Origin of the sequence: Nocardia asteroides (assembly GCA_019930625.1) — a bacterium.
Taxonomy (GTDB): domain Bacteria; phylum Actinomycetota; class Actinomycetes; order Mycobacteriales; family Mycobacteriaceae; genus Nocardia; species Nocardia sputi.
The window spans coordinates 6,553,017-6,574,058 of record CP082844.1 but is presented as its reverse complement, the minus strand read 5'-3'; the positions used below and the strand labels follow the sequence as shown (position 1 = coordinate 6,574,058).

The window sequence follows — 21,042 nt, the reverse complement described above, 5'->3', positions numbered from 1 at the left end:
TGCGATCACACCTGTCGGCAGCGGAGTTCGTTCGTCCCGTGCCGGACTCGATCACCCGCGTATCCCTCGCGGATACGCGGTGTTCCGCCGCGGGTGGAGAGGGTGTCCGCCGACACCCGATCGCCTCGATTTCGCGCACGAGATATGCTGTGCCCCAGTGGATTACGGCGTAGAGTCGGATCCAGCCACGTCCGCACGACGACCCGGCCTCCGGCTGGGCACGTGTCATGCGCCTACCCTGCTCGTCGAACGTTCCGTCTTTGGAGTCACGTTTTGACCACCCCACAGTCCTCGTCATCGTCCGCGCTGTCGTCGGGCGGCTGCCCCGTCCGGCACGGCTCACCGGTCGGCCCCGATGGCCCCCGGGTCGCGCTGTACTCGGATGAATTCGCCGCGGATCCCCATAGTGTCTATCGAGAGATGCGCCGCCGGTACGGTTCGCTGGTGCCGGTGGAACTGGCGCCCGGCGTGCCGGCCACGCTGGTGATCGGTTACCACACCGCCTTGCGCATCCTGAACGATCCCGACCATTTCCCGGCCGATTCGCGGACCTGGCAGAAGAACGTCCCCAGCGACTGCCCGGTCTTGCCGCTGCTGGAATGGCGTCCGGCGGCGATCCGCAACTCCGGCCCGGAGCACACCCGTTACCGGCAGGCCACGGTCGCGGGCATCGATGAGATCGACCAATTCGCACTGCAGGCCACGGTGGAGCGGATCGCCGTTCCGCTGATCAACAGCTTCTGCCGGGACGGCTCGGCCGACCTGATCGCACAGTACGCGTTTCCGCTGTCGTTCGCGGTGATCAACGCCATGCTCGGTTGCCCGCCGGACATCGGGCAGCGGGCCGCGATGGGACTGGCCGCGATGTTCGAGGGCGTGGAGGCCGAGCAGGGCAACGCGATGTTCAATGACGCGATGTCGGAACTGGTGGCGCTGAAACGATCCCAGCCCGGTGACGACATCGTCTCCCGCATATTGCAGCACCCCGTCGATTTCGACGACACGGAGATGGTCCAGCAGGTGCTGATGCTCTACGGCGCGGGCATCGAGCCGCAGCAGAACTTGATCATCAACACCCTGCGGCTGATGCTCACCGACCAGCGGTTCGCCGGCGGCATCATCGGTGGCAGCCTGTCGACGCGGGACGCGTTGGACGAGGTGTTGTTCACCGATCCGCCGCTGTCGAACTATTGCGTCACGTTTCCACGTCAGCCGATCCTGATCGACGGTGTGTGGCTACCGGCGCACCAGCCGGTGGTCATCAGCATGGCCGGATGCAACAACGATCCCGCGATCAACACCGGCGTATACACCGACAACCGGTCTCATCTCGCATGGAGCGTCGGGCCGCACGCCTGCCCGGCCCGATCGGTGGCCTATCTGATCGCCCAGGACGCGATTGATCAGCTGCTCGACGCGTTGCCCGAGATGCGGCTGGCCGTTCCCGCCGAAGAACTGGCCTGGCGGCCGGGCCCGTTTCACCGTTCGCTCACCGCGCTGCCGATTGTCTTCCCCGAATCCCCTCCGTTGCCTGTCTTCCCGGACCAGCAGGGGAGCGAACCGGCCTAGCCGCGAGCCGTCCGGCGATGGTAGGAACGCGGGATCGCGATTCAGAAGGGAGGCAGCCGCTCAGAGGCCGCCTGCGCACATGCCGACGAGGGTGCGCGCCGGCCTGTCGCCGATAACCACGCATCGAGTCGACCCACCGCGTCGCGCGCGCACGTGCGCGGCGAACGCGTTCGTCGACTGCTTGTTCTCTGGAGCTCTGTCTTTTGACCACGCCACACTTCCCGCCGTCCGACGCTGCGAACGGGTGCCCCGTTCGACACAGCTCGCCGATCGACACCGACGGTCCTCGCTATTCGCTGTATTCGGAGGAATACGCGCAGGACCCGCACAAGGCCTACCACGAAATGCGCCGCAAGTACGGTCCGCTCGTTCCGGTCGAGTTATCGCCGAATGTGCCCGCCACTTTGGTGATCGGCTACCACACCGCGCTGCGCATCCTCAACGATCCCGATCACTTCCCGGCGGATCCCCGCACCTGGCAGAAGGACATTCCAGGTGAGTGCCCGGTCTTGCCGATGCTGGAATGGCGGCCGAATGCGCTGCGCAGCGCGGGCCTGGAACATCTGCGCTATCGCCGGGCCAACGTCGCCGCCGTCGCCGGGATCGATCTGCACGCGCTGCACGGAACCATCGAGCAGATCGCCATTCCGCTGATCAACGCGTTCTGCGAGGACGGCGCGGCGGACATGATCAGCCAGTACGCGTTTCCACTCAGCTTTGCGGTGCTCAACGCGATGATCGGCTGCCCGCCGGACATCGGACAGCAGGTCGCGACCGGTATGGCCGCCATCTTCGAGGGCGTCAACGCCGACAAGGGCAACGCGATGCTCACCGACGCGCTGTTCGAACTGGTGCAGTTGAAGCGGAAGGAACCGGGCGACGACATCTCCTCCAGGTTGCTGCGGCACTCCGCGGGCCTGGACGACGTGGAGATGATCCACCAGTTGGCGACGCTCTACGGCGCGGGCATCGAGCCACAGCAGAACCTCATCGTCAACACGCTGCTGCTGATGCTCACCGACGAACGCTTCGCGGGAGACTTTCTCGGCGGCAGCCTCTCGACGCGCGATGCCCTGGACGAGGTGTTGTTCAACGACCCCCCGATGGCCAACTACTGCGTCAGCTACCCGAAGCAGCCGATCCTCATCGACGGCGTCTGGCTGCCCGCGCACCAGCCGGTCCTGATCAGTATGGCGGGCTGCAACAACGATCCCGCGATCGGCGTCGGTCAACGTATCGACAGCCGTGCGCACCTGGCGTGGAGCGTGGGGCCGCACGCGTGCCCCGCGCGGTCGGCCGCGTATCTCCTGGCCCAGGACGCCATCGATCAAATCCTCGACGCACTGCCCGAATTGAAGCTGGCGGTCGAGCCCGGCCAATTGAGCTGGCGGCCCGGTCCATTCCATCGCGCCCTGGTGTCCCTACCCGTCGTGTTTCCCAAATCCCCTCCATTGACTGTTTTCTGAGGAGTCCCGATGGACACACAACCCCTAGTCCTCGACCCGGCCGGCGCCGACATCCAGGGCGAGTCCGCACGAATCCGGGAGCGCGGGCCGGTGGCCCTCGTCGAATTGCCGGGCGGCGTGCGGGCATGGTCGGTCACCGACGCCGAGGTGCTCAAGCAGTTGCTGGCCGACCCGAGGGTGTCGAAAGACGCCAGGCAGCACTGGCCCGCGTTCATCAACGGGGAGATACCCCAGGATTGGCCGCTGTTCCTGTGGGTCGCCGTGCACAACATGTTCACCGCGTACGGCGCCGATCACCGCAGGCTGCGCAAGCTGGTCGCCCCCGCGTTCACCCACCGCCGTACCCAGGCGATGCGCCCGTTGATCGAGCAGATCACCGCGGACCTGTTGGCCGAGCTCGCCGCGATCCCGGCGGGCGAGGCGGTCGACCTCAGGGAGCGTTTCGCCTACCCGCTGCCGATCCAGGTCATCAGCGCGCTGATGGGCGTACCAGAATCCCTGAACGCCGGTTTGCGCACCTGCGTCGACGGGATCTTCGACACTTCGCTCGGACCCGAGGCGTCACAGGCGAATTACCTGGAGATGTACCGGATCCTCGGTGAACTCGTCGCCTACCGGCGCGAGACGCCCGGTGATGACATGACCAGCCTGCTGATCGCGCATCGCGACGAGGAGGACGGCTCGAAGCTGACCGATCAGGAGCTGATCGACACGTTGCTGCTCGTCATCAGCGCCGGGCACGAGACCACGGTGAACCTGCTCGATCAAGCCGTTTTCGCGCTGCTGACCCATCAAGAGCAGTGGGCGGAGGTGACCGAGGGGCGTGCGGCTTGGAGCGATCTGATCGAAGAGGCGCTGCGCTACGAGGCGCCGGTGGCGCACCTGCCGCTGCGCTTCGCCGTCGACGACATCGAGATCGGCGGCCGGCGCATCGCCAAGGGCGACCCGATTCTCGCCTCCTACGCCGGGGCCAACCGCGATCCGAAATTGCACGGCGCCACCGCCGACGAGTTCGACGTGCGGCGACCGACCAAGGAGCATCTGGCTTTCGGCTACGGGGCGCATCACTGCTTGGGCGCGCCGCTGGCCCGGCTGGAAGCCGAGATCGCCCTGCCTGCCCTCTTCCAGCGCTTCCCGAAGCTGCGTCTGGCGGCGAGCCCCGCCGAACTCGGCGCAGTGTCCAGCTTCATCTCCAACGGACATGCCAGGCTTCCCGTGTACCTGGCACCGGTGGACTAGGAGCAGGAACGCGCCCCCGGTCGCGGGCGGGGGCGCGTGCACCGGGGCGCGTGATCGACGCCGCTGTGTGGACGTGAACGCAGGTGGCTCGCAATGTGGCGATCGCCACTCTGCATTTTCAGTGTCGGCGCGGAAGCCGTTGTGGTGGACTATCATCCACGGGATGTAGATCGGAAAGCTGGTCTACGCAGCCGTCGCACGGGCGACCCACCCTTGTCGGCGTCAGCGTCTCAGACGAATCTGCCGCCGCGGTCGAAGGTTGGCGCCGCTCGGCCCGGCATGTTTGCGCGACGATCGCGCGGGCAGCCGGAGAACGTCGCATCACGCTGGGAGGACCGATGGCTACCGAAGACCGGACCGCAGTGTTCGACGCGGTGGTCGCGGCGGCGGACTACCCCGTGCTGCTGGTCACAGTGCAGGCCGAAGGCCGGCGCGCGGGCTGCCTGGTCGGTTTCGCGACGCAGGTCAGCATCGAGCCGCGCCGGTTCCTGATCGGCCTGTCCAAGAAGAACCACACCTATCGGGTCGCCCAGCGGGCCGACCGGCTCGCGGTGCATTTGCTGGGCAGCGAACAGCGCTCGCTTGCCCGGCTTTTCGGCGGTGAGACCGGCGACGACATCGACAAGTTCATGCATTGCGGCTGGCACTCCGGCCCCGGCGGCATTCCCGTGCTCAGCACGGTGCCCTGCTGGTTCAGCGCCCACATCCGCGAGCGGTACGACTTCGGCGATCACGTCGGAGTGCTACTGGAACCCGAGGACGGCGCCGTGCTGCGCCACGCGGCGGAGACATTGCATTATCACTCGGTCGCGGATCTGGTTGCCGGGCATACTGTCTGAGGTGGTCACGTCGCGATCCGGCTGTCAGCGCGGCGTGTTCGCAAGGCCGAAGCGTTCGGCGAAGGCGGACAGCTCGTCGCGCGCGATTGCCGGGTCGCCCGTACTCGCGCTCACCACTACGCGCGTAACGCCCTGCTCGGCGAGGCCTTCGACTCGTTCGGCCGGCATGTCGATCGATCCCCAGCGCGTGTACTCGAACGCGTGAGCGCCGCGCCCCTCCGCGTCGGCCGCCGCGCGGACCTCCTGGAGCTGGCGGGCGCGTTCGGCCGGTCCGAGCATGCCGCCCGGGAAGTATCCGTCGCCGCGCGCTCCGGCGCGGCGGGCGGCTGCCCGGCTCGATCCACCGACATGGATCGGCAAGGGCTCGCCCCCAGCGGGCTTCGGGTAACTGCACAGGTTCTCGAATCGGAAGAACTCACCGTCGAAGCTCACGCCGTTCGCGTCGCCGGACCACAGCAGTCGCAGCACGTCGATGGCCTCGTCGGCGCGACGGCCGCGGGTGGCGAAATCCACGCCCATCGCTCGCGCTTCACCGGGCAGGCTGCCCAGTCCCACCGTGAGCAGGCGCATCCGGCCCTTGGACAGCACATCGATCGTCGCCAGGCGTTTGGCGAGCACCACCGGATGGTGATAGGGCAGCAGCAGCACCGCGGTGCCGAGCAGGATCCGGTCCGTCGCCGCGGCCACGAAACTCAGCGCGTCGAGCGGATCGGCGAACGGCACCGACGGCGTGATCTCCATCGGCCCGACGGTCGCGCCCGGATACAGGGCGATGTGCTCGGGCAGGTAAACGGCCTCGAATCCGCAGCGCTCGGCGTGCTGTGCGTAGCCGATCAGCCGGTCGGGGTCGACGCCGAAGTACGGCGTGCTGTAGTTGACCGCGAACTTCACCGCTGCTCCCGCACCCGGTCGAACTCGCACGCCGCGGCCAGGCGGCCGCGCAACTGTCTGCGCACGTCCTCCAGGCGGTCCAGATAGGAATCGACCTCGGCCAGCTTGCGCCGCAAGGTGGACACCGAATCCGGGCAGACGTCCGCGGAGCCGTGACCTGCCCGCAGGCAGGCCACGAAGGGACGGACGTCGTCGAGGTCGAAGCCGGCGCCGAGCAGTTCGCGGATCTTCCCCACGATGAGCAACTCGGTGTCGTCGTAGAACCGGTACCCATTGGCCGCGCGGCGTGGCCGCACCAAACCGTGCTCTTCGTAGTAGCGCAGGGCGCGCGTGCTCGTGCCGGCCCGCCGCGCCAATTCGCCGATGCGCATCCGTCCTCCTTCGCCCAGGTCACCGCAACGCTAAACCTTCTCGTCGACGTCAAGGCAAGCGTCTGCCTATTCTCGGGTGAGCCGTCCGGCGGTCGTGCCCGCCGATTTCCTCCCGACCAGAGAGCGATTCGTGACGAGTGCCCATTTCTTCCTTCCGATCCGAGACGACGAACGGGAACTGCTCGATCGGGTCTCGGACCTGGCGATCGGATTCGCCGCCGAGGCAGCGGATTACGACGAGCGCGCCGAGATCGCCGTCGCGCATCTCGACGCGTTGCACACGGCGGGAGTGAATCAGGCGGTTCTACCCGAATCGGCAGGCGGCGCGGGGTTGAGCTACTCGGGGCTCGGGCGCCTGATCCGGATTCTCGCCAAGGCCGATCCGTCCACCGCGACGATCTGGACGATGCACGCGGGGGCCGGTGTCGCCCTGGCCGAATTCACCCGGGAGACATTGGGTTCGTTCTTCGCCGAGGAGTTCCGTGCGGGCAAGCGCTTCGCGAACGCGCTGTCCGAACCCGCCAGCGGCAACCGTTTCCTCCAACCACAGCAGGTCGCCATGCCGACCGAGGGCGGATGGTCGCTCAGCGGGGCGAAGCGGTTCGTGTCGGGAAGCGAGATCGCCGATTATCTGCTGGTCAACGCGCTCGTGGCGGGGGAGCCCGCCTTCTTCGGCGTGGTCCCCGACGAGACGGTGTCGGTCATCCCGATCTGGGACACTCTCGGCTTGCGCGCCACCCGCAGTCAGCTGCTGGCGTTCGACAACACCCTGTTGCGCGCCGATTACCGAGGGCGGGGGCCTCGGCCCGAAGATTTCGCGGTGATCCCCGCCGGTCTGCCCGCGATCTCGCTGGGTATCGCCGATGCGGCGCTGGACGCGCTGGTCGAGCACGCTCGGGCCAGGGAGATACTGGGTAAGCCCTTGGCGCACCAGCAGTGGGTGCAATACGACGTCGCGGACGTCCAGACCCGGCTCGCGGCGGCGCACACGCTCTATGAACAGGCGTTGTGGCAGGCCGACAACGGGATCGCGTCGTTCTTCGACAACCTCGCCCGGGCGAAATACCTGGCGAACAAGGTCGCGGTCGAGGTGGCGCAACTGGGCGTCCGGGTCGGCGGCGCCTCCGGGTATCTCAAGCGGTCCCCGATCCAGCGCCACTTGCGCGATGCCCAGGCGGGCCAGCTCATGGCGTATTCGACCGAGGTGATCGCCGGTGTGATCGGCAGGGAAGTCCTGGGCGTGCCGGACGGGGCGTGAATCGCAGGAGTCGATCGAAGACCGCAGCCGCCGAGAATTCGGACATATCACGCGAACAGGTCGTGACTCGTTTACTCCTTGCGGCTACACTCCGCGCCTTGTGAGTACTGCCGCGGCAACCGGGCCCCGAAAAGAACGTTACGTCTGGGGCGCGGCCACCGTCGTCGGTGTGATCGCCGGGTATGTGTCGGTGCTGCTGGCCGACGCCAGGCATTACTACACCGACGACACCGAGGCGCAGTACGCCCCCATGTGGGTGATGCTCGGCGAGTTGCTGCGCGACGGCCGCTTTCCCGCGCTCGTCCCGCACGAGTGGATGGCGGGCAACTACACCCTGGAAGAGGCGGCGCTGTTCAATCCGCCGCAGCTGCTGGTCTATCTCCTCGCGCCCTCGATGGACGATCTCGCCGCCTACGCGACCGCGGTGAAGCTGGTCTTCTCGATCATCGCCGCGCTCGGCGTGTTCCGCATCTGCCTCGCCTACGGCGCTCGCCCCCGGTGGGCCGCTGTCGCGGGCGTCGCGTTCCCGCTGAGCGGCTGGTTCCTGTTCTTCGACCAGGCCAGCTGGTTCACCCCGCACGTGGCGACCGCCTGGATGGTGCACGCCTGGGCGTCGGCGGTGCAGTATGCCCGCGGCCGGAGTGGACCGCTGCCGGTATTCGTCTTCCTGTACCTGACGCTCACGGTTCAATACGCGTTCACCGCGGTGCAATCGGCGCTGATCATCGCCGCGGTCGCGGCCGGTGAGGTGGTGTATCAACGCCGTTGGGCGCCGACGGTCCGGCTCTGCCTCGCGGCGGGGTGCGCGGCGCTCACCGCGGCGATCGCGAATCTGTCCGGCATCCTGTCCTCGCAGGTGACCTGGCGCGGCAGCGTGCAGATCCACAACGACCCGTTTCTGACGGTGCCGTGGTCGGAGTCGCTGAACGCGAGCCTGCCGAGCACCACGCCCGCGTTCACCGCCTGGTGGGGGCACGTCCAGCCGCTGCCCATGGTCTACATCGCGTGGTTCCTCATCCCGGCGCTGGCGTTCATCGGCTGGCGTGCGGCGCGCTCCGCCGCCAGGGACCTCAGCGGACCGGTCTTCTTGGCGGTCGCGGTGCTGATGTGGACGGCGGGCCCCGGCGCCATCGGTCCGCTGCGCTGGCCGGCCCGCGTGCTGCCGATGCTCGCCATCGTGCTGCTCGTGCTGGTCTGCGTCTTGCTGAGCCGCCACGGCACCTTCGCCGCCTCGCGCCGACGCGCCACAGCCGCCGCCGTACTGATCGGCCTGTTGTTCGTGCGGTCGGTCTCGGCCGCTCCGGAACTGGTGCTGCGGCATGTGGCGGGGGCGCTCGCGGTGGGCGCGCTGGGCGCGGCCGCCCTGTGGGTGGTGCGCCATCGCGGCGCGGCTGCGGCGTGCGCACTGGCCGTCCTCGCCATGTTCCCCATCGCCTACGCGCAGGTGGCCGGTGCGCCGAGCACGCCGATGTCCTACAACTTCCCGGAACGGCGCTCGGCGATGCGCGCCGCGTTCCCCGACTTCGACGGCCTCACCTTGCAACTGGCCGACCGCGCCGCCGTCCACCCGCGAGACCGGAACCTGGCCGGCGCCTACGGTTCGCTGGCCATCGGCAACTACGCGAAGGCGCTCGGCCTCGACTACGTCAACGCCTATACGCCGATCGGGCACGCCGCCTTCGCCGGCATGCTGTGCATGGCCTGGGACGGCAGCACCTGCCCGGACGCGTTCCGCCGCGCCTTCGCGACCGAAACCGTCACGGGGGCGAGCATCGTCGACTTGATGAAGGTCGACCGGGTGGTCCTGCATCGCACGCAATACCCGGACGCCCGCGACCGTCCCGCGCCCCCGGGCTGGCGGTGGGCGGACTACCCGGGCCACGAGCGCCACATCTGGGTGCTGGAGCGCGCCGCCGGGCCCGTGTCCACCCGCAACGGGCCGATCGCCCACACCGCGGGGGTGGCCGCCGAGACGAAGAACGCGCTCGACGACATCACCATCCGTTCCGTGGTCAGCTCCGCGAGCGGCGGGCGCGTCGTGTTCTCCCGGCTCGCCTGGCCGGGCCACCGCGTCACCCTGAACGGGCGCGAGCTGGCGGCGGGCACGATCGGCGGCGTGTTCCTCGCGGTCGACATCCCGGCGGGCACCTCGGGCGCGGAATTGATCGTGGACTGGAGTCCGCCCGGCAGCCGGATCGGGATCGCGACCACCGCGGCCGGGCTCGTCGGACTCGGCCTTTTGCAGTGGGCGTACCACCGGACGCGTCGCCGCATGACCGAGGAACCGTCCGAGGCTGCGCAGACCCCCGTGGCCGCACCTGAACTGGTGACCGTGGACGCCTGAGCGCCTGCGCGTCTAGCGCGTGTTCGGTTCCGGTGCGCGGTGGCTCTCGACCAGGAACGCCGTCATCGCATCGGCGACCGCCGCGGGCTGGTCGAGCATGGAAAGGACGTAGGCGTCGTCGATTTCGACCAGCTTCGCCTTCGGCATGAGTTCGGCGAGCCTGCGTCCGTGCTCGCGGGGCATCACCTTGCCCGCCGACGACCACAGGATCAGCGCGTCCCCCTGGAAGTCGCGCAGCGCTCCGGTATTCGCGATCAACTCCGGTTTGCGGAAGCCCGACTTGGTATAGGCCAGCAGGTCCCGCCGGATCCGGGCGTCCCGCAACCCCGGCTCGGTCCAGCCGCGCACCAGCGCGTCGGGCAGCGGGCGCCGCGCCATCCAGCCGAACAGCAGCGGCGAGCGGCGCAGCCAGGGCACACGCAATTGCCGTAGCGCCAGCGAGATCCCACCGGGGAGATAGGTGGCGACGGTGGCCATCTTGCCCGGCAAACCGGGTGGGAAATTGTCGAATGCCTCGCACGGCAGCACGATCAGCCTGCCGACGCGTCGGTCGAGCCCGTAGGCGGTGAGGAACAGCGCTCCGCCCCAATCGCTGTGCACGAGCGTCACCTCGCGCAGGTCCAAGGCTTCGAGGAAATCGGCGACCAGCCGATTCAAGCCGCGCAGGCTCAGGTCGACATCGGGGCGCAGCGGGAGAGGATGGGCGCCGAGCGGCAGGTCCGGCAGCACATAGCGGAAGCCGCTGGGAAGGGCGTCGAGTACGTCGTCCCACAGCGTGTGGTTCATCAGCAGGCCGTGTAGCAGGACGACCGGAGGTCCGTCACCGCGCTCGACATAGTGCACCCGGCCCGCGGGGAGTTCGACGACAGGCATGTTCCGCCTCCATTCGAGCGATCGCTCTAGAGTATTTGCTCTAGTCTGGAATGGTGACCGAGAAGATGTCAACCAGCACCCGGGAACGCCTCGTGACCGCGACGGCCGAGCTGATGCGCACCCAGGGCTACGCGGGAACCAGCGTCAAACAGATCACTGTCGCCGCCGAGGCCCCGATGGGCTCCCTCTATCACCACTTCCCGGGCGGCAAACCCCAGATCGCCGCCGCCGCGCTGCGCGTGTCCGGAGCCGCGTACATCCAGTTGCTGCCCCTGCTGCTCGATCCCCATGACGACCTGCGCGAAGCGGTGCCCGCCGCCTTCGCGGCCGCCGCCGAGCAGATCGAGCAGACCGGCTGGATCAACATGTGCCCGGTCGGCACCGTCGCGGGGGAGGTCGCCGACAGCGAACCCGCGCTGCGCGAAGTCGCGGCCGAGGTCATCGCCGCGTGGATCGACGAGGGCACCGACTATTTCGTCCGGCGTGGCCTGCCGGTCACGGATGCGCGCGACCTCATCCTCGCCGTCCTCACCGCCCTCGAGGGCGCTTTCGTCCTCAGCCGCACCCTGCGCTCCACCGAACCCTTGCACGCGGCGGGCCGGTCGTTGCGCGCCCGCATCGAGCAAGTGCTGACCACGGTCCGCGCATAGCGGTTCACTCCTCGAGCGAACGTCCGGTCGTTTCGAGCGCTTCGCGCAGCAGGCGAACGGCTTTCGGGCCGACGCCGTGCAGCGCCAGCAGTTGCGTCTGCGTAGACGCGGCGACCTGCGCGAGCGTGGTGATCCCGGCGGCGACCAGCGCTTGGCGGGCCGGTCTGCCGATGGCCATGGGCAAGTCGCTCACGACGGCGTCCACGTCGTCCCCGGCGGACACCTGTGCCGCGAGCCGTTTCGGCGCTCGCGCGAGCCAGGCGCGCCGCACCCAGTGGTTGAGCTGCTGGCCGTTGATATCCGACAGCGAGATGCGGACGCCGATCGGCACGGCGCCACGGGTCAGCCGCTCGGCGGTCGGGTGCGCCGACAGGACTTCGTCGGCGTCCGGTCCGGACAGATGAAGCTGGGCTCGCCCGTCCTCGCCTACCGCCGCGAACTGTTTGTCGCGCACGGCGAACGCGACCACACCGGATCGGGTGCTCTGTTCGACGGTCTCGGGCAGCGCCAGCGCGGCCTTGCGTAGTTGGGCGCGGGTCGTCATGCGCCCAACTGTGGCACAGCGTTACGTGCGAGTCAGCGGGATCTCCAGGTGAACGGTCTGGAACCCGGGACCGGGCCCGCGGGCGTCGTGGATGATCTCGCCGAAAGTGAGCCAGAAGTCCAAGGCTCCTGGAGTCCTGGCGTCGGTGTGCAGATACAGCCGCTCGAATTCCGGTGTTGCGGAGACGTAGTCGATCGCCGCGCCGACCAATTGTGTGGCCAGACCACGCCGGTGGTGCTCAGGGCGAACGTAGACCCGGAACAGCTGCGCGGTGCTCTGGTCGGGGAATTGTTCGGCCAGCCACTGCGGGTGTGGTGGATGACGCGGACCCTGGGCGCGGATCGCGGTGGTGGCGACGACGCGGCCTTCGTGCTCGGCGACCCAGAGCCGGTTGAGCGGGTGGCGCAGATACGCCGTTTCCGGGTCGATCACATCGTGATGGTGCTCGGGCAGATAACCGATGCCGAACACCTCGTAGAAGGTGTCGAGCATGACGCTGCGGGCGCCGGGAATATCCTCGGGGCAGGCCACGCGCAGTCGGTAGCCGGTGGCCGCGGGCGCGCTCACCGTTGCGCTCCGATTTCACGATCCAGTACTTCCAGGCCCTCGACGGCGACCGGTCCCGGGCCGGTGTAGCCGAACGGGACGGCGACGATCCGGTTGGCGCGGATCGCGCGCAGCCCCGCCAGTTCGGGGCGGCCGCGCAGCGCCTCGCGCGCCGATTCCGGGGTCTGGGCGCCTTGGGTGAGCAGGATGATCACCTCGGGATCGCGCTGGATCAGCGTTTCGGTGTTGACTTCGAAGTTGCGTTCGGCGAGGTCGCCGAACACGTTGTCGAGGCGGAGGATTCGCATCTGGGTGGCGACGGTGCTCGTGCTGCCGTAGGCGCTCAGCTCGGCGCCGTCGCGTGAGATGATCAGCGCCGCGGCGGGCCGGGCCACCTGATCGGCGCGGTGGCGGTCGGCGATCGCGGCCACTCGCTGCCGCAGAGCGGCGACCTCGGCGTTCGCCGCCGCGGACGTGCCGAACAACCGGCCGTACAACTCGATGTCGGCGAAGATGTCGTCGAAGTTTCCCGCGGCATCGCGGCAGTAGCCACGGGTCACCAGCAGCGGGATGTTCACCCGTGCCAGATCATCGGGCGTGACCGCGGCGCCCTCGAAACTCACCACCAGATCGGGCGTGCGGTTGATGATCTCCTCGCGCGCGAATTCGCCGGTGGGAGCGGTGACTTCGACGTCCTTCAGCGCGTCGGCGTACCGGCCGGGAAACGGCGCGGTTTCGAAGGTGCGGGTGACGATGCGGTCGGCGGCGCCCGCGGCCGCGATGAGTGGTGCCGCGACGGAGCCGACCGTCACCACGCGCCGGGGCGCGGCGGTGAAGGCCACGCCGCGGCCACAGCTCGAGATCGTCATCGGAAAGCCCTCCGACGCTTGGACGGGGGCGGGAGCGGGGCTGCCGCAGCCGGTGAGCAGCGCCGCGGCGAGCAGCGCGGCGGGTAACGGCGCGAGCCGGGCGGCCCGGGTGAGACCAATGGACACGATGATCGATGTTCCTTCCGTACGGACTCGGTTTCAGGCGGGTGACTGCCGGAACCGGCGGATCAGCATCAGCAGCAGCGGCGCGCCGACGACGGCGGTGACGATGCCCAGCGGCAGCTCGCGGGGCGCGAAGACGACGCGGGCCGCGACGTCCGCGACGACCAGGAACAGGGCGCCCAGCACCGCCGAGAGCGGGATCAGCCTGCGATGCGTGCCGCCGCCGCAGAGGCGGGCGACATGCGGCACGATCAGGCCGACGAAGCCGATCGCGCCCGCGACCGCGACGACCGCGCCGATGGCGAGCGCGACGATGCCCAGCGCGAGCATCCGGAGCCGCACCGGCGATTGGCCCAGCGCGCGGGCGGTGTCGTCACCCGCGGCGAGCACGTCCAACCGCGTGGCCAGCAGCAGCAAGGAACCGACCGCGGCCACGGTGACCAGCGCCGTGGTGGTCACCGACGACCAGCCTGCCGAACTCAGCGAACCGAGCAGCCAGAACAGCACGGTCCGGGCGCCTTCCTGATTGTCGGAGGCGAAGATCAGGAAACTGGTGGCCGCGGAGAACAGGTAACCGATGGTGACCCCGCCCAGCAGCAGCCGCAGCGAGGTCATCTGCCCGTTGATCCTGGCGATGGCGAACAGCAGGACCGTCGCGGCCAGCGCACCGGCGAACGCGCTGGCCGCCAGCGCGCCCGCGGTGGCCGCGGTGACGCCGAACAGCAGTGACACCGCCGCGCCGGTCGACGCGCCGGAGGTGACGCCGAGGATGTGCGGGTCGGCGAGCACGTTGCGCACCATGGTTTGCAGCACCGCGCCCGCGACGGCCAGCGCCGCGCCGACCATCGCGCCGAGCAGCACGCGCGGCACGCGCACCAGCCAGACGATGGAATCCTGGGCCGGTGTCCAGTCCGCGACCACGGGCGTCCCGAAGGTGTGGTGGCCGACGATGCGCGCGACGGTGCCGGGCGGCACCCACACCGGGCCCAGCCCGGTGGCCACGATCAGCGCCACTGCCAGCGTGGCGCCGAGCCCGCCGAGCCACAGCAGGGTCGTCGCGCGGTGTCGCGCGTATTCCAGATCGTCGGCGTCCTCGGTGTGCGACCGGGTCGTTGTCATCGGACGGCAGCCTTCCCGGTATCGAGCGCCTCGGCGGGCGATGCCACCTCGCGCGGGCCGAACAGCAGTTGAATCGCGCCGAACGCGGCCGACATGTGGACCGAGACGCCGTAGACGGGTTCGAGGATGCCGGGCGTGAGCACTTCCTCGACCGGCCCCGCGGCGGCCACCCGGCCTTGGTGCAGCAGCACCAAGCGGTCGCAGTAGCGGGCGGCAAGATTCAGGTCGTGCAGCACCACCAGCGTGGTCGTGGTCGTCAGATCGCGGATCAGACCGAGTAATTCGTGCTGGTAGCCGATGTCGAGATGATTCGTCGGTTCGTCGAGCAGCAGGTGGTCGGCCTGCTGCGCCAGCGCGCGTGCGATGAGGACCCGTTGGCGCTCCCCGCCGGAAAGCGCGGTGTAGGGGCGATCGGCCAGGTGACGGGCGCCGACGCGAGCGAGCGCCGTGGCGGCGGCGATCCGGTCGGCACGCGAGTAACCCTGCAGCGCACCGGCCCACGGCGCGCGGCCGAGCAGCACGGTCTCGGCGACGGTGATGGGCGTCTCGGCGGGCGACTCCTGGGCTACCACGGCCAGGCGCGCCGCCAGCTCGCGCCCGCGCAGCGCCTCGACGGGAGTGCCGTCGATGGCCACCACACCCGACCGCGGCCGCAGCGCGCGGTAGAGCAGGCGCAACAGTGTGGATTTGCCCGAGCCGTTGGGACCGATCAAGCCGACGGTCGTGCCGGGCTCGGCGACCAGCCCGACGCCGTCGAGCACGATCCGACCGTCATATGAGAAGGCTACGTCGTCCACCGTGATCATCGGCTCACCACGTCCGCGGCGCGTCGCGACGGCACGGTCCAGTCCGGCGCGACGGTGTCGTCGAGGCCGAGCGCCGCGATCGCGGCACGGGCCACCGCGCTGACCGCTGCCTGCTCGTCGGCGTTCAGCGCGGCCGGGAACATGCGCCTGCCTCGTTCAACGCGGGCACTCCGGTGAGCCGCTTGTCGGTCACGCCGACCACGGTGGCGTGGCCGCGCACGGTGACCGTCTCGTATGTCCTCCGTCGCGTATTCCGGCCGGAAGCAGCGTGCTCATCGAGCCGGCCCAGGTCTCCACCCTCAGCAGATGTCCCACAAACCCTCCAAGTGTCGAGCAGCAAATAATGATAACCATTTCCACTAAGTGCGCAAGGGCGGTCGCTGGTCGAGAAGGGTGAAAGGTCTGTGCTGCAACAACTGTCGTGAAGAAGTTGATGATAACGACAATCATTATCAATAATGGTCGAGTTGGGCACTTCAGCCCGACCGATTTCACGATGAGGAAACCCCCATGTTGTTGAGGACACTTGCCGTGCCCGCGCTCGCCGCCCTGACCGCCGTGACGGCCACCGCGCACGCCGACCCGGGTGACGACCGGGCCATCTCCTTCACCGCGCACGCCACCGACACGGCCTCGATCATCGAAATCGACTCGGGCGCATTGGTTGTCGAGGATGCGACGCTGAAAGTCAAGTCCCGAGACGGCGTCACCGTCGCGGGCACGCCGCTGACGTTCACCCTCGACGAGTTCGAGTTCCCGATCATCGCCGAGATCTCCGGCCGCACCGCGACACTCACGCCGGACCTGTCGCTGGACCGTGCGGTCTACGAGCCGGTCGCGCTGCCGTTCGAGGACAAGGCGCCGTGGAAGACCGAGTACGACCGTGAGCAGGCCGCTTGGTCCCGTATGACCAGCACCATCAGCATGGGCGCCACCATCGGCACTCTGGTCGGCGGCATCGGCGGCGCGGCCGTCGGTTGTGTCCTCGGCGGCATCGCGGGCGCGACCATCGCCGCGGGCACCATCGCCGGTTTGTTCGGTCCGTTCATCCCGGCCGCGGCTGTGGGCTGCCTCGTGGGCGTCGCCGCGGTCGGCGCGCTGGGTACCGTCGCGGGCCAGATCCTGGTCACCGCACCGGTGGCCATCGGCGCGGCGATCCAGTACTTCACCACGATCAACGCGCCCTACCCGGCGAAGTAACCCGTTCACCGCCATTCGCTCGGCAACGGAGGATGCCGCCCGGTCGGAAGGGGCGGATGTGCCGGAGAACGGGGTCGGGTTGCCCGATTCCCCGGTGTCTCAGCGGTAGTCGGGTCAGTGACGTCTCACCACGTCCGGGCCCGACGCTTCCTCTCCGAGCGCGTGGTCCATTCGAACCGTCGCCATCCGCGCATGGGGGAAAACAGCCTCGGTGGGCCGATCCGCGGCTTCGGCGGCGAGCGGAATTCCGGACGCCGACCGGACCTCAGCCGACGCCCAGCTCTCGACCACCGACCCCGGAGGTGAACTCGCGCCATCGCCAGGGGCCACCCGCGTCGCGAGCCAGGGGCGGAGTGTCCTCTCCTGCGCCCGCGCGCAACCCGGCGAGCAACTGCCGGAGGGTGTCGACGGCCGTGAACCGCGGCGTCCAACCCAGCTCTGCCCGCGCGCGGCCGGTATCCAGCAGCGGCAGCCGCATCACCGCGTCAAACAGGTCCGGCGCCGCGGGCAGCGCCCTGGCGTGCCATCCCACCGCCAGCGCCGCGCGCACCAGCGCGGGCGGCACGGTCACCACACGCGCATCGAACAACTCGGCCAACCGGTCGCGGTCGATCACCGGTTCCGCGGCCAGGTTGAACGGTCCACGGGCGTCGGTGGTGATCGCGAGCGTGTAGGCGCGGCCGGCATCGTCACTGTGTACCGCCTGGAATCGCAGCCCCCGCGGAATCGGCAGGACCGGCGGCAGTCCGGGCCGGATCAGGCGATTCGGCAGCAGCGGACCAGCGAACAGGCGCCGTTGCTGGCTGGCGGTCTCCCGTCGGAAGATGAATCCCGGGCGCATGCGAACCACCCGGCGGTCCGGGTTCTCGGCCTCGAACCGATCCAGAAGTCTTTCGACGTAAGCCTTCTCACGCGTGTACGCGGCCGGTGGCCATCCGTCGGTCGGCCAACTCTCCGGCACCGGCTCGTCGTCGTGACACGGGGAGTAGGCGCCGACGGACGAGGCGTAGATCAGAGCGGGGACCTGTGCCGCGGCCACGGCGCGCAGCACGCGTTCGGTGCCGCCGACATTCGCGCGCCACGTGACCAAGGGCTGATGAGTGGGCTGGAACAACCAGGCCAGATGCACCACGACGTCGGCCCCGTGGAAGTGGGATTCCAGGTCGTCGGTCCGCACGTCCGCGCGGACCCATTCGACGCCGTCGCGCAGCTTGCCCGGCACGCGCCGCGCGATCCCGACGATCGAGCTGACCGCTGCCTCGCCCGACAGCGTCTCCAGCACGCTGGTCCCGACGTTTCCGGTGGCACCGACCACAACGACGCGCATGTCTGCTCCTTGGCTCGGCGGCGAGATTCGTGAGCGAGTTACCCAGCATCCCGGCGGCGAATCATCCGAGCGGCGGGTCGGCGGGGAACGGCAAACAGCGTGCCCGGTCCGCGAACTGGCAGGACATGGCGCGTTGCGCAGCGGACCGGCGTAACGACGTGGAGAAACACGCGGGGAGGGTGGCCCCATGGGCTGCACCCTCCGCCGTCGGTGGTTGTCTATCGTCAGATATCGGATTTGGCCAGACGCTGGGCCAGAAGCTCTTTACCCAGCCGACCGCCTTTGCGGCTGTCGGCTTGCGCCTTGCGGAAGAACTCCACCAGTTCGGTGTCTCCGTCCCGCTCCGCGTCCCGGATGAACGTGTCCAGACGCAACGCGTTCTCCAGCGACGCCTCGACGAACCAGATCAGGTTGTAATCCTTGTCCCTGGTGCCGGTGACGGTGCCGGTTTCCTGCTGCTCGGCCATTTTCACTCCTCTCGCTTCTCGATCCTCGACGGCGCGTGGGGCTCAATCCCGTCCGAGCGCGTGCGCCAGTTCCTTCTTCGTCATCTTCGAGCGGCCTTCGACATTGCGCTTCTTGGCCTCGTTGTACAGCTGATCCCGCGTCGGACCCTGCGCACCGCTGTGCGAACGCTGCCCTCCGCGTTGCTGCGGAGACTTGTCGTCGGTCGAGGTCTTGCTCGCGGTCTTGGACTGCCCGGACTGGGCACGATTCTTGTTGACCGTGCGAGCGGCCATCTCCTTCGCGCGACCGGTGCTCGCGCCCCGGTCTTTCGCCGAATCCTTGATGTGCTCGTATTGACGTTCCTGCTTGTCCGTCCAAGCCTTCGGCATGTCATCACCTCCTGTAATCACGGCTTACCCCGCAGATCTCGACGCAATCCGGCCCTGACGGCTTCCGGCGGTCCGGAGCGCACCACCTGCGCGGTCGCAGCGGGGCTCGCATCGTCAACAGTTGGAAGGGGCGGGCTCTCCACGAACCCGGCCTCCGAGCCACGCCGCCACCGCGGGGGCGCCCACGGCGGCCGCGGACAGGTGATCGAAGGCGGGCACGTGCAGCATCTGGAATGGCACCCCGGCCGCGCACCAGCGGCGGGCGGTGTTGTCGATGGCATGAAGCGGAATCAGGTGGTCGGTCGGCGAATGCCATTCGAATATCGGCGTTTGGGGAGCACCGTTGTAGAGTTCCACGCTGTTCTCCTCCGCCACCGACCAAGCGCCGGGCTGTTCGAAAATCGCGGTGTTCTCGACGAACTCGCGTGCGCTGCCGCCTGCGCCGATGGCGAGGATTTCGTTGGTGCAGCTGTTGGCCATGGCGTCACGCAGCGCGCGGCCGCGCTCGTTGAGATTCGAGCTCATCGGCACCCGGTCCGGGTACTCCCGCTCCAGGCCGATCGCCGCCGCCATGGCCAAGCCGAAGGCCGGGTGCGGGTTGAGGCCGAGCCCCTCCGCCATCGCCACCAGGTTCAGCGGGGCGGCGCCGATGGCCGCGCCCGCCAGCTTCAGGTCCGGAGCGTAGGACGGTTGCAGCGCGGCCGCCCAGGCCGTCGCGAGACCGCCGCCGGAGTAGCCCGCCAGCGCCACCGGGCTCTGCTGAACGGCTAGTTCGGGCAGCTGTTTCGCCGCACGGATGCCGTCCAGGGTGATCTGGCCGCCCAAACGCCCGGCTCCGAGTGCGAAGTGCGGTCCGAGATGGTCCGGCAGCGCCACACTCCAGCCCTGCTGCAGCAACACGTTCAACATCGGCGTCGCCATCGACAGATTGAAATCGTTCGCGTAGAGCAGGCGCGATACCGCGCAGTTGGTGCCGAGTGAATTGATGAAGTGCTGGTAGGAAAGCAGCGGCATGCCGGGTTGCTGGAAGGCGGGGGTGACGATCGTGGTGGTAGCCGCGATCGGCGCGCCCCGCGAATTGGTGGAACGGAACTCGACCAGCCTGACGGTGGCGCCGGGGAAGGAAGCCAGCGGCGGCAAGGGCCGCACGTCGAGCACGTCACCTGGTCGGTGCGCCCCCACATTGGCAGGGGCGGCGTAGAACGGGTCTGGATCGGGCAGCGGATACACCGGTTCCGCGGTTGCCGTCGTCGCCAGCAGCAGCGTGAGTGCCATACCGCCGAGCGCACCGAGGGCGCGGGCCGAACCGATGCGTCTCCTGCACGGAACACGAAGAAATGGACGAGTCACGACCTTGACCTCCAGGGGTAGTTCGCCGCATTCGTCGATCAGCCGGCTGAAGTCTTCTGTCTGTCAGCAAATTACCAGCGAACTATCGAAGTGAGACCAGAATGGACCAGAAAGGCAAATAGAGCTGCTGTAGAACTTCGAGCCCTGCCGGTTTCAGCTGGGTATTATGGTGCGCAGCAATCTGATAGCCATTGCCAAGCGCGCGCGTGGGGTTCCAGACCCTCAGCCGCGTCGACGGGCCGGTCGGCGAGGGTTCGATCCCCCGCGTGCGTGGCCGTCGGCCGCGAACGGGTCCGACGACGCCCGTTCGGTCCGTCGGCTCACACTGTTCGCGGTTGCGGCTCGGCCGGATCGCAGAACAGCGACGAGGTTCAGGACGAAGGAAGGAGTGGTATGTCCAAGACAGCAACTCAGAAGGTCCGCGAATCCGGCCCCGAGTCACCCGAGAAGGCACGTTCGGTGCCGGACACCGAAACCCGATCGCCGACCCGATCGGACACCGCGGCCGCCAGGCGCGCCGCAGTGCGTGTCCCGGTTCCCACGCTCGGCATGCGGATGGCGCGAGTTCCGCTTCCGCCCGGTCCGCGCACCGTGGCGACCGGTGTTTCCTCGGCGACCACGGCGGTGCGCAAAAGCGTGCCGGATCGGGAGTCGTTGCTCTACTTCGGCGGCCTCGGCGCGGCCGCGATCGGCGGGCTGGTGTCGTGGCCGGTTGCCGGGGCGATCGGCCTCGGCGTCTGGGTGGCCGAGCACGCCCGTCGTGAGCCGGACACCGCGCGCAGCGGGGCCGAAGTGTGACGAAGCCGCCGGGGTCCGGCTGAC

22 protein-coding genes are annotated in these 21,042 nt (G+C 68.7%); 9 read left to right on the top strand and 13 right to left on the bottom strand.

The annotated features are described in order from the left end of the window. Positions 1-306 precede the first annotated feature (306 nt). From K8O92_29715 to K8O92_29700, 4 genes are all read left to right on the top strand, one after another. On the top strand, positions 307-1,569 hold the full coding sequence (locus K8O92_29715) for a cytochrome P450 (GenBank protein ID UAK36019.1): 1,263 nt from the start codon (positions 307-309) through the stop codon (positions 1,567-1,569). 203 nt (positions 1,570-1,772) lie between these two features. Then, the gene (locus tag K8O92_29710; GenBank protein UAK31870.1) at positions 1,773-3,035 is read left to right on the top strand and encodes a cytochrome P450; all 1,263 of its coding nucleotides are present in this window, start codon (positions 1,773-1,775) and stop codon (positions 3,033-3,035) included. Positions 3,036-3,044: 9 nt separating this feature from the next. Continuing rightward, positions 3,045-4,274: a cytochrome P450 gene (locus tag K8O92_29705; GenBank protein ID UAK31869.1), complete on the top strand. Its 1,230-nt coding sequence runs from the start codon at positions 3,045-3,047 to the stop codon at positions 4,272-4,274. 338 nt (positions 4,275-4,612) lie between these two features. Beyond that, complete coding sequence (locus K8O92_29700; GenBank protein ID UAK31868.1) at positions 4,613-5,113, top strand: flavin reductase family protein; 501 nt, start codon at positions 4,613-4,615, stop codon at positions 5,111-5,113. A 24-nt stretch (positions 5,114-5,137) separates the two neighbouring features. Here the strand turns inward: K8O92_29700 and K8O92_29695 are convergent, their stop codons facing one another. Next, on the bottom strand, positions 5,138-6,004 hold the full coding sequence (locus K8O92_29695; GenBank protein ID UAK31867.1) for a TIGR03619 family F420-dependent LLM class oxidoreductase: 867 nt from the start codon (positions 6,002-6,004) through the stop codon (positions 5,138-5,140). Beyond that, positions 6,001-6,375 (bottom strand): MerR family transcriptional regulator, encoded by a 375-nt coding sequence (locus tag K8O92_29690; GenBank protein ID UAK31866.1) that lies wholly within the window; start codon positions 6,373-6,375, stop codon positions 6,001-6,003. The genes K8O92_29695 and K8O92_29690 overlap by 4 nt, the downstream gene beginning before the upstream one ends. 76 nt (positions 6,376-6,451) lie before the next feature. Here K8O92_29690 and K8O92_29685 point away from each other — a divergent pair, with 76 nt between their 5' ends. After that, the gene (locus K8O92_29685; GenBank protein UAK31865.1) at positions 6,452-7,633 is read left to right on the top strand and encodes an acyl-CoA/acyl-ACP dehydrogenase; all 1,182 of its coding nucleotides are present in this window, start codon (positions 6,452-6,454) and stop codon (positions 7,631-7,633) included. Positions 7,634-7,733: 100 nt separating this feature from the next. Beyond that, complete coding sequence (locus tag K8O92_29680) at positions 7,734-9,977, top strand: hypothetical protein (GenBank protein UAK31864.1); 2,244 nt, start codon at positions 7,734-7,736, stop codon at positions 9,975-9,977. 12 nt (positions 9,978-9,989) lie between these two features. On the opposite strand, the gene K8O92_29675 is transcribed toward K8O92_29680, so the two are convergent. Further along, positions 9,990-10,850 carry an alpha/beta hydrolase gene (locus tag K8O92_29675; protein UAK31863.1) on the bottom strand — a complete coding sequence of 287 codons (861 nt, stop codon included), beginning with the start codon at positions 10,848-10,850 and terminating at the stop codon, positions 9,990-9,992. A gap of 50 nt (positions 10,851-10,900) precedes the next feature. On the opposite strand from K8O92_29675, the gene K8O92_29670 reads away from it, so the two are divergent. Further along, entirely contained in the window at positions 10,901-11,500 is a 600-nt protein-coding gene (locus K8O92_29670; protein ID UAK31862.1) for a TetR/AcrR family transcriptional regulator, read from the top strand. 4 nt (positions 11,501-11,504) lie between these two features. On the opposite strand, the gene K8O92_29665 is transcribed toward K8O92_29670, so the two are convergent. The 6 genes from K8O92_29665 to K8O92_29640 all read right to left on the bottom strand — a co-directional run bounded on the left by K8O92_29665 (position 11,505) and on the right by K8O92_29640 (position 15,650). After that, positions 11,505-12,044: a hypothetical protein gene (locus K8O92_29665; protein UAK36111.1), complete on the bottom strand. Its 540-nt coding sequence runs from the start codon at positions 12,042-12,044 to the stop codon at positions 11,505-11,507. A 21-nt stretch (positions 12,045-12,065) separates the two neighbouring features. After that, on the bottom strand, positions 12,066-12,536 hold the full coding sequence (locus K8O92_29660; GenBank protein UAK36018.1) for a GNAT family N-acetyltransferase: 471 nt from the start codon (positions 12,534-12,536) through the stop codon (positions 12,066-12,068). Between the two features lie 71 nt (positions 12,537-12,607). Continuing rightward, a complete protein-coding gene (locus K8O92_29655; GenBank protein UAK31861.1) occupies positions 12,608-13,585 on the bottom strand; it encodes an ABC transporter substrate-binding protein in 978 nt (325 codons plus the stop codon). A 33-nt stretch (positions 13,586-13,618) separates the two neighbouring features. Beyond that, positions 13,619-14,701 carry an iron ABC transporter permease gene (locus tag K8O92_29650; protein UAK31860.1) on the bottom strand — a complete coding sequence of 361 codons (1,083 nt, stop codon included), beginning with the start codon at positions 14,699-14,701 and terminating at the stop codon, positions 13,619-13,621. Beyond that, positions 14,698-15,507, bottom strand: a complete 810-nt coding sequence (locus tag K8O92_29645; protein UAK31859.1) for an ABC transporter ATP-binding protein — start codon at positions 15,505-15,507, stop codon at positions 14,698-14,700. The genes K8O92_29650 and K8O92_29645 overlap by 4 nt, the downstream gene beginning before the upstream one ends. Further along, positions 15,504-15,650: a hypothetical protein gene (locus K8O92_29640; protein ID UAK31858.1), complete on the bottom strand. Its 147-nt coding sequence runs from the start codon at positions 15,648-15,650 to the stop codon at positions 15,504-15,506. The genes K8O92_29645 and K8O92_29640 overlap by 4 nt, the downstream gene beginning before the upstream one ends. Positions 15,651-16,017: 367 nt before the next feature. Between K8O92_29640 and K8O92_29635 the strand changes: the two genes are divergently transcribed. Beyond that, a complete protein-coding gene (locus tag K8O92_29635; protein ID UAK31857.1) occupies positions 16,018-16,707 on the top strand; it encodes a hypothetical protein in 690 nt (229 codons plus the stop codon). Between the two features lie 265 nt (positions 16,708-16,972). Here K8O92_29635 and K8O92_29630 read toward each other — a convergent pair whose 3' ends face one another. The 4 genes from K8O92_29630 to K8O92_29615 form a co-directional block, all read right to left on the bottom strand. Next, positions 16,973-18,034 carry an NAD-dependent epimerase/dehydratase family protein gene (locus tag K8O92_29630; protein ID UAK31856.1) on the bottom strand — a complete coding sequence of 354 codons (1,062 nt, stop codon included), beginning with the start codon at positions 18,032-18,034 and terminating at the stop codon, positions 16,973-16,975. Positions 18,035-18,258: 224 nt separating this feature from the next. Then, positions 18,259-18,501 (bottom strand): hypothetical protein, encoded by a 243-nt coding sequence (locus K8O92_29625; GenBank protein ID UAK31855.1) that lies wholly within the window; start codon positions 18,499-18,501, stop codon positions 18,259-18,261. A 42-nt stretch (positions 18,502-18,543) separates the two neighbouring features. Further along, positions 18,544-18,870, bottom strand: a complete 327-nt coding sequence (locus tag K8O92_29620; GenBank protein UAK31854.1) for a plasmid stabilization protein — start codon at positions 18,868-18,870, stop codon at positions 18,544-18,546. Positions 18,871-18,984: 114 nt separating this feature from the next. After that, on the bottom strand, positions 18,985-20,145 hold the full coding sequence (locus K8O92_29615; GenBank protein ID UAK31853.1) for a lipase: 1,161 nt from the start codon (positions 20,143-20,145) through the stop codon (positions 18,985-18,987). A gap of 468 nt (positions 20,146-20,613) precedes the next feature. On the opposite strand from K8O92_29615, the gene K8O92_29610 reads away from it, so the two are divergent. Beyond that, positions 20,614-21,018, top strand: coding sequence for a hypothetical protein (locus K8O92_29610; GenBank protein ID UAK31852.1), 405 nt, complete (start codon positions 20,614-20,616; stop codon positions 21,016-21,018). The last annotated feature ends 24 nt before the right edge of the window (positions 21,019-21,042 follow it).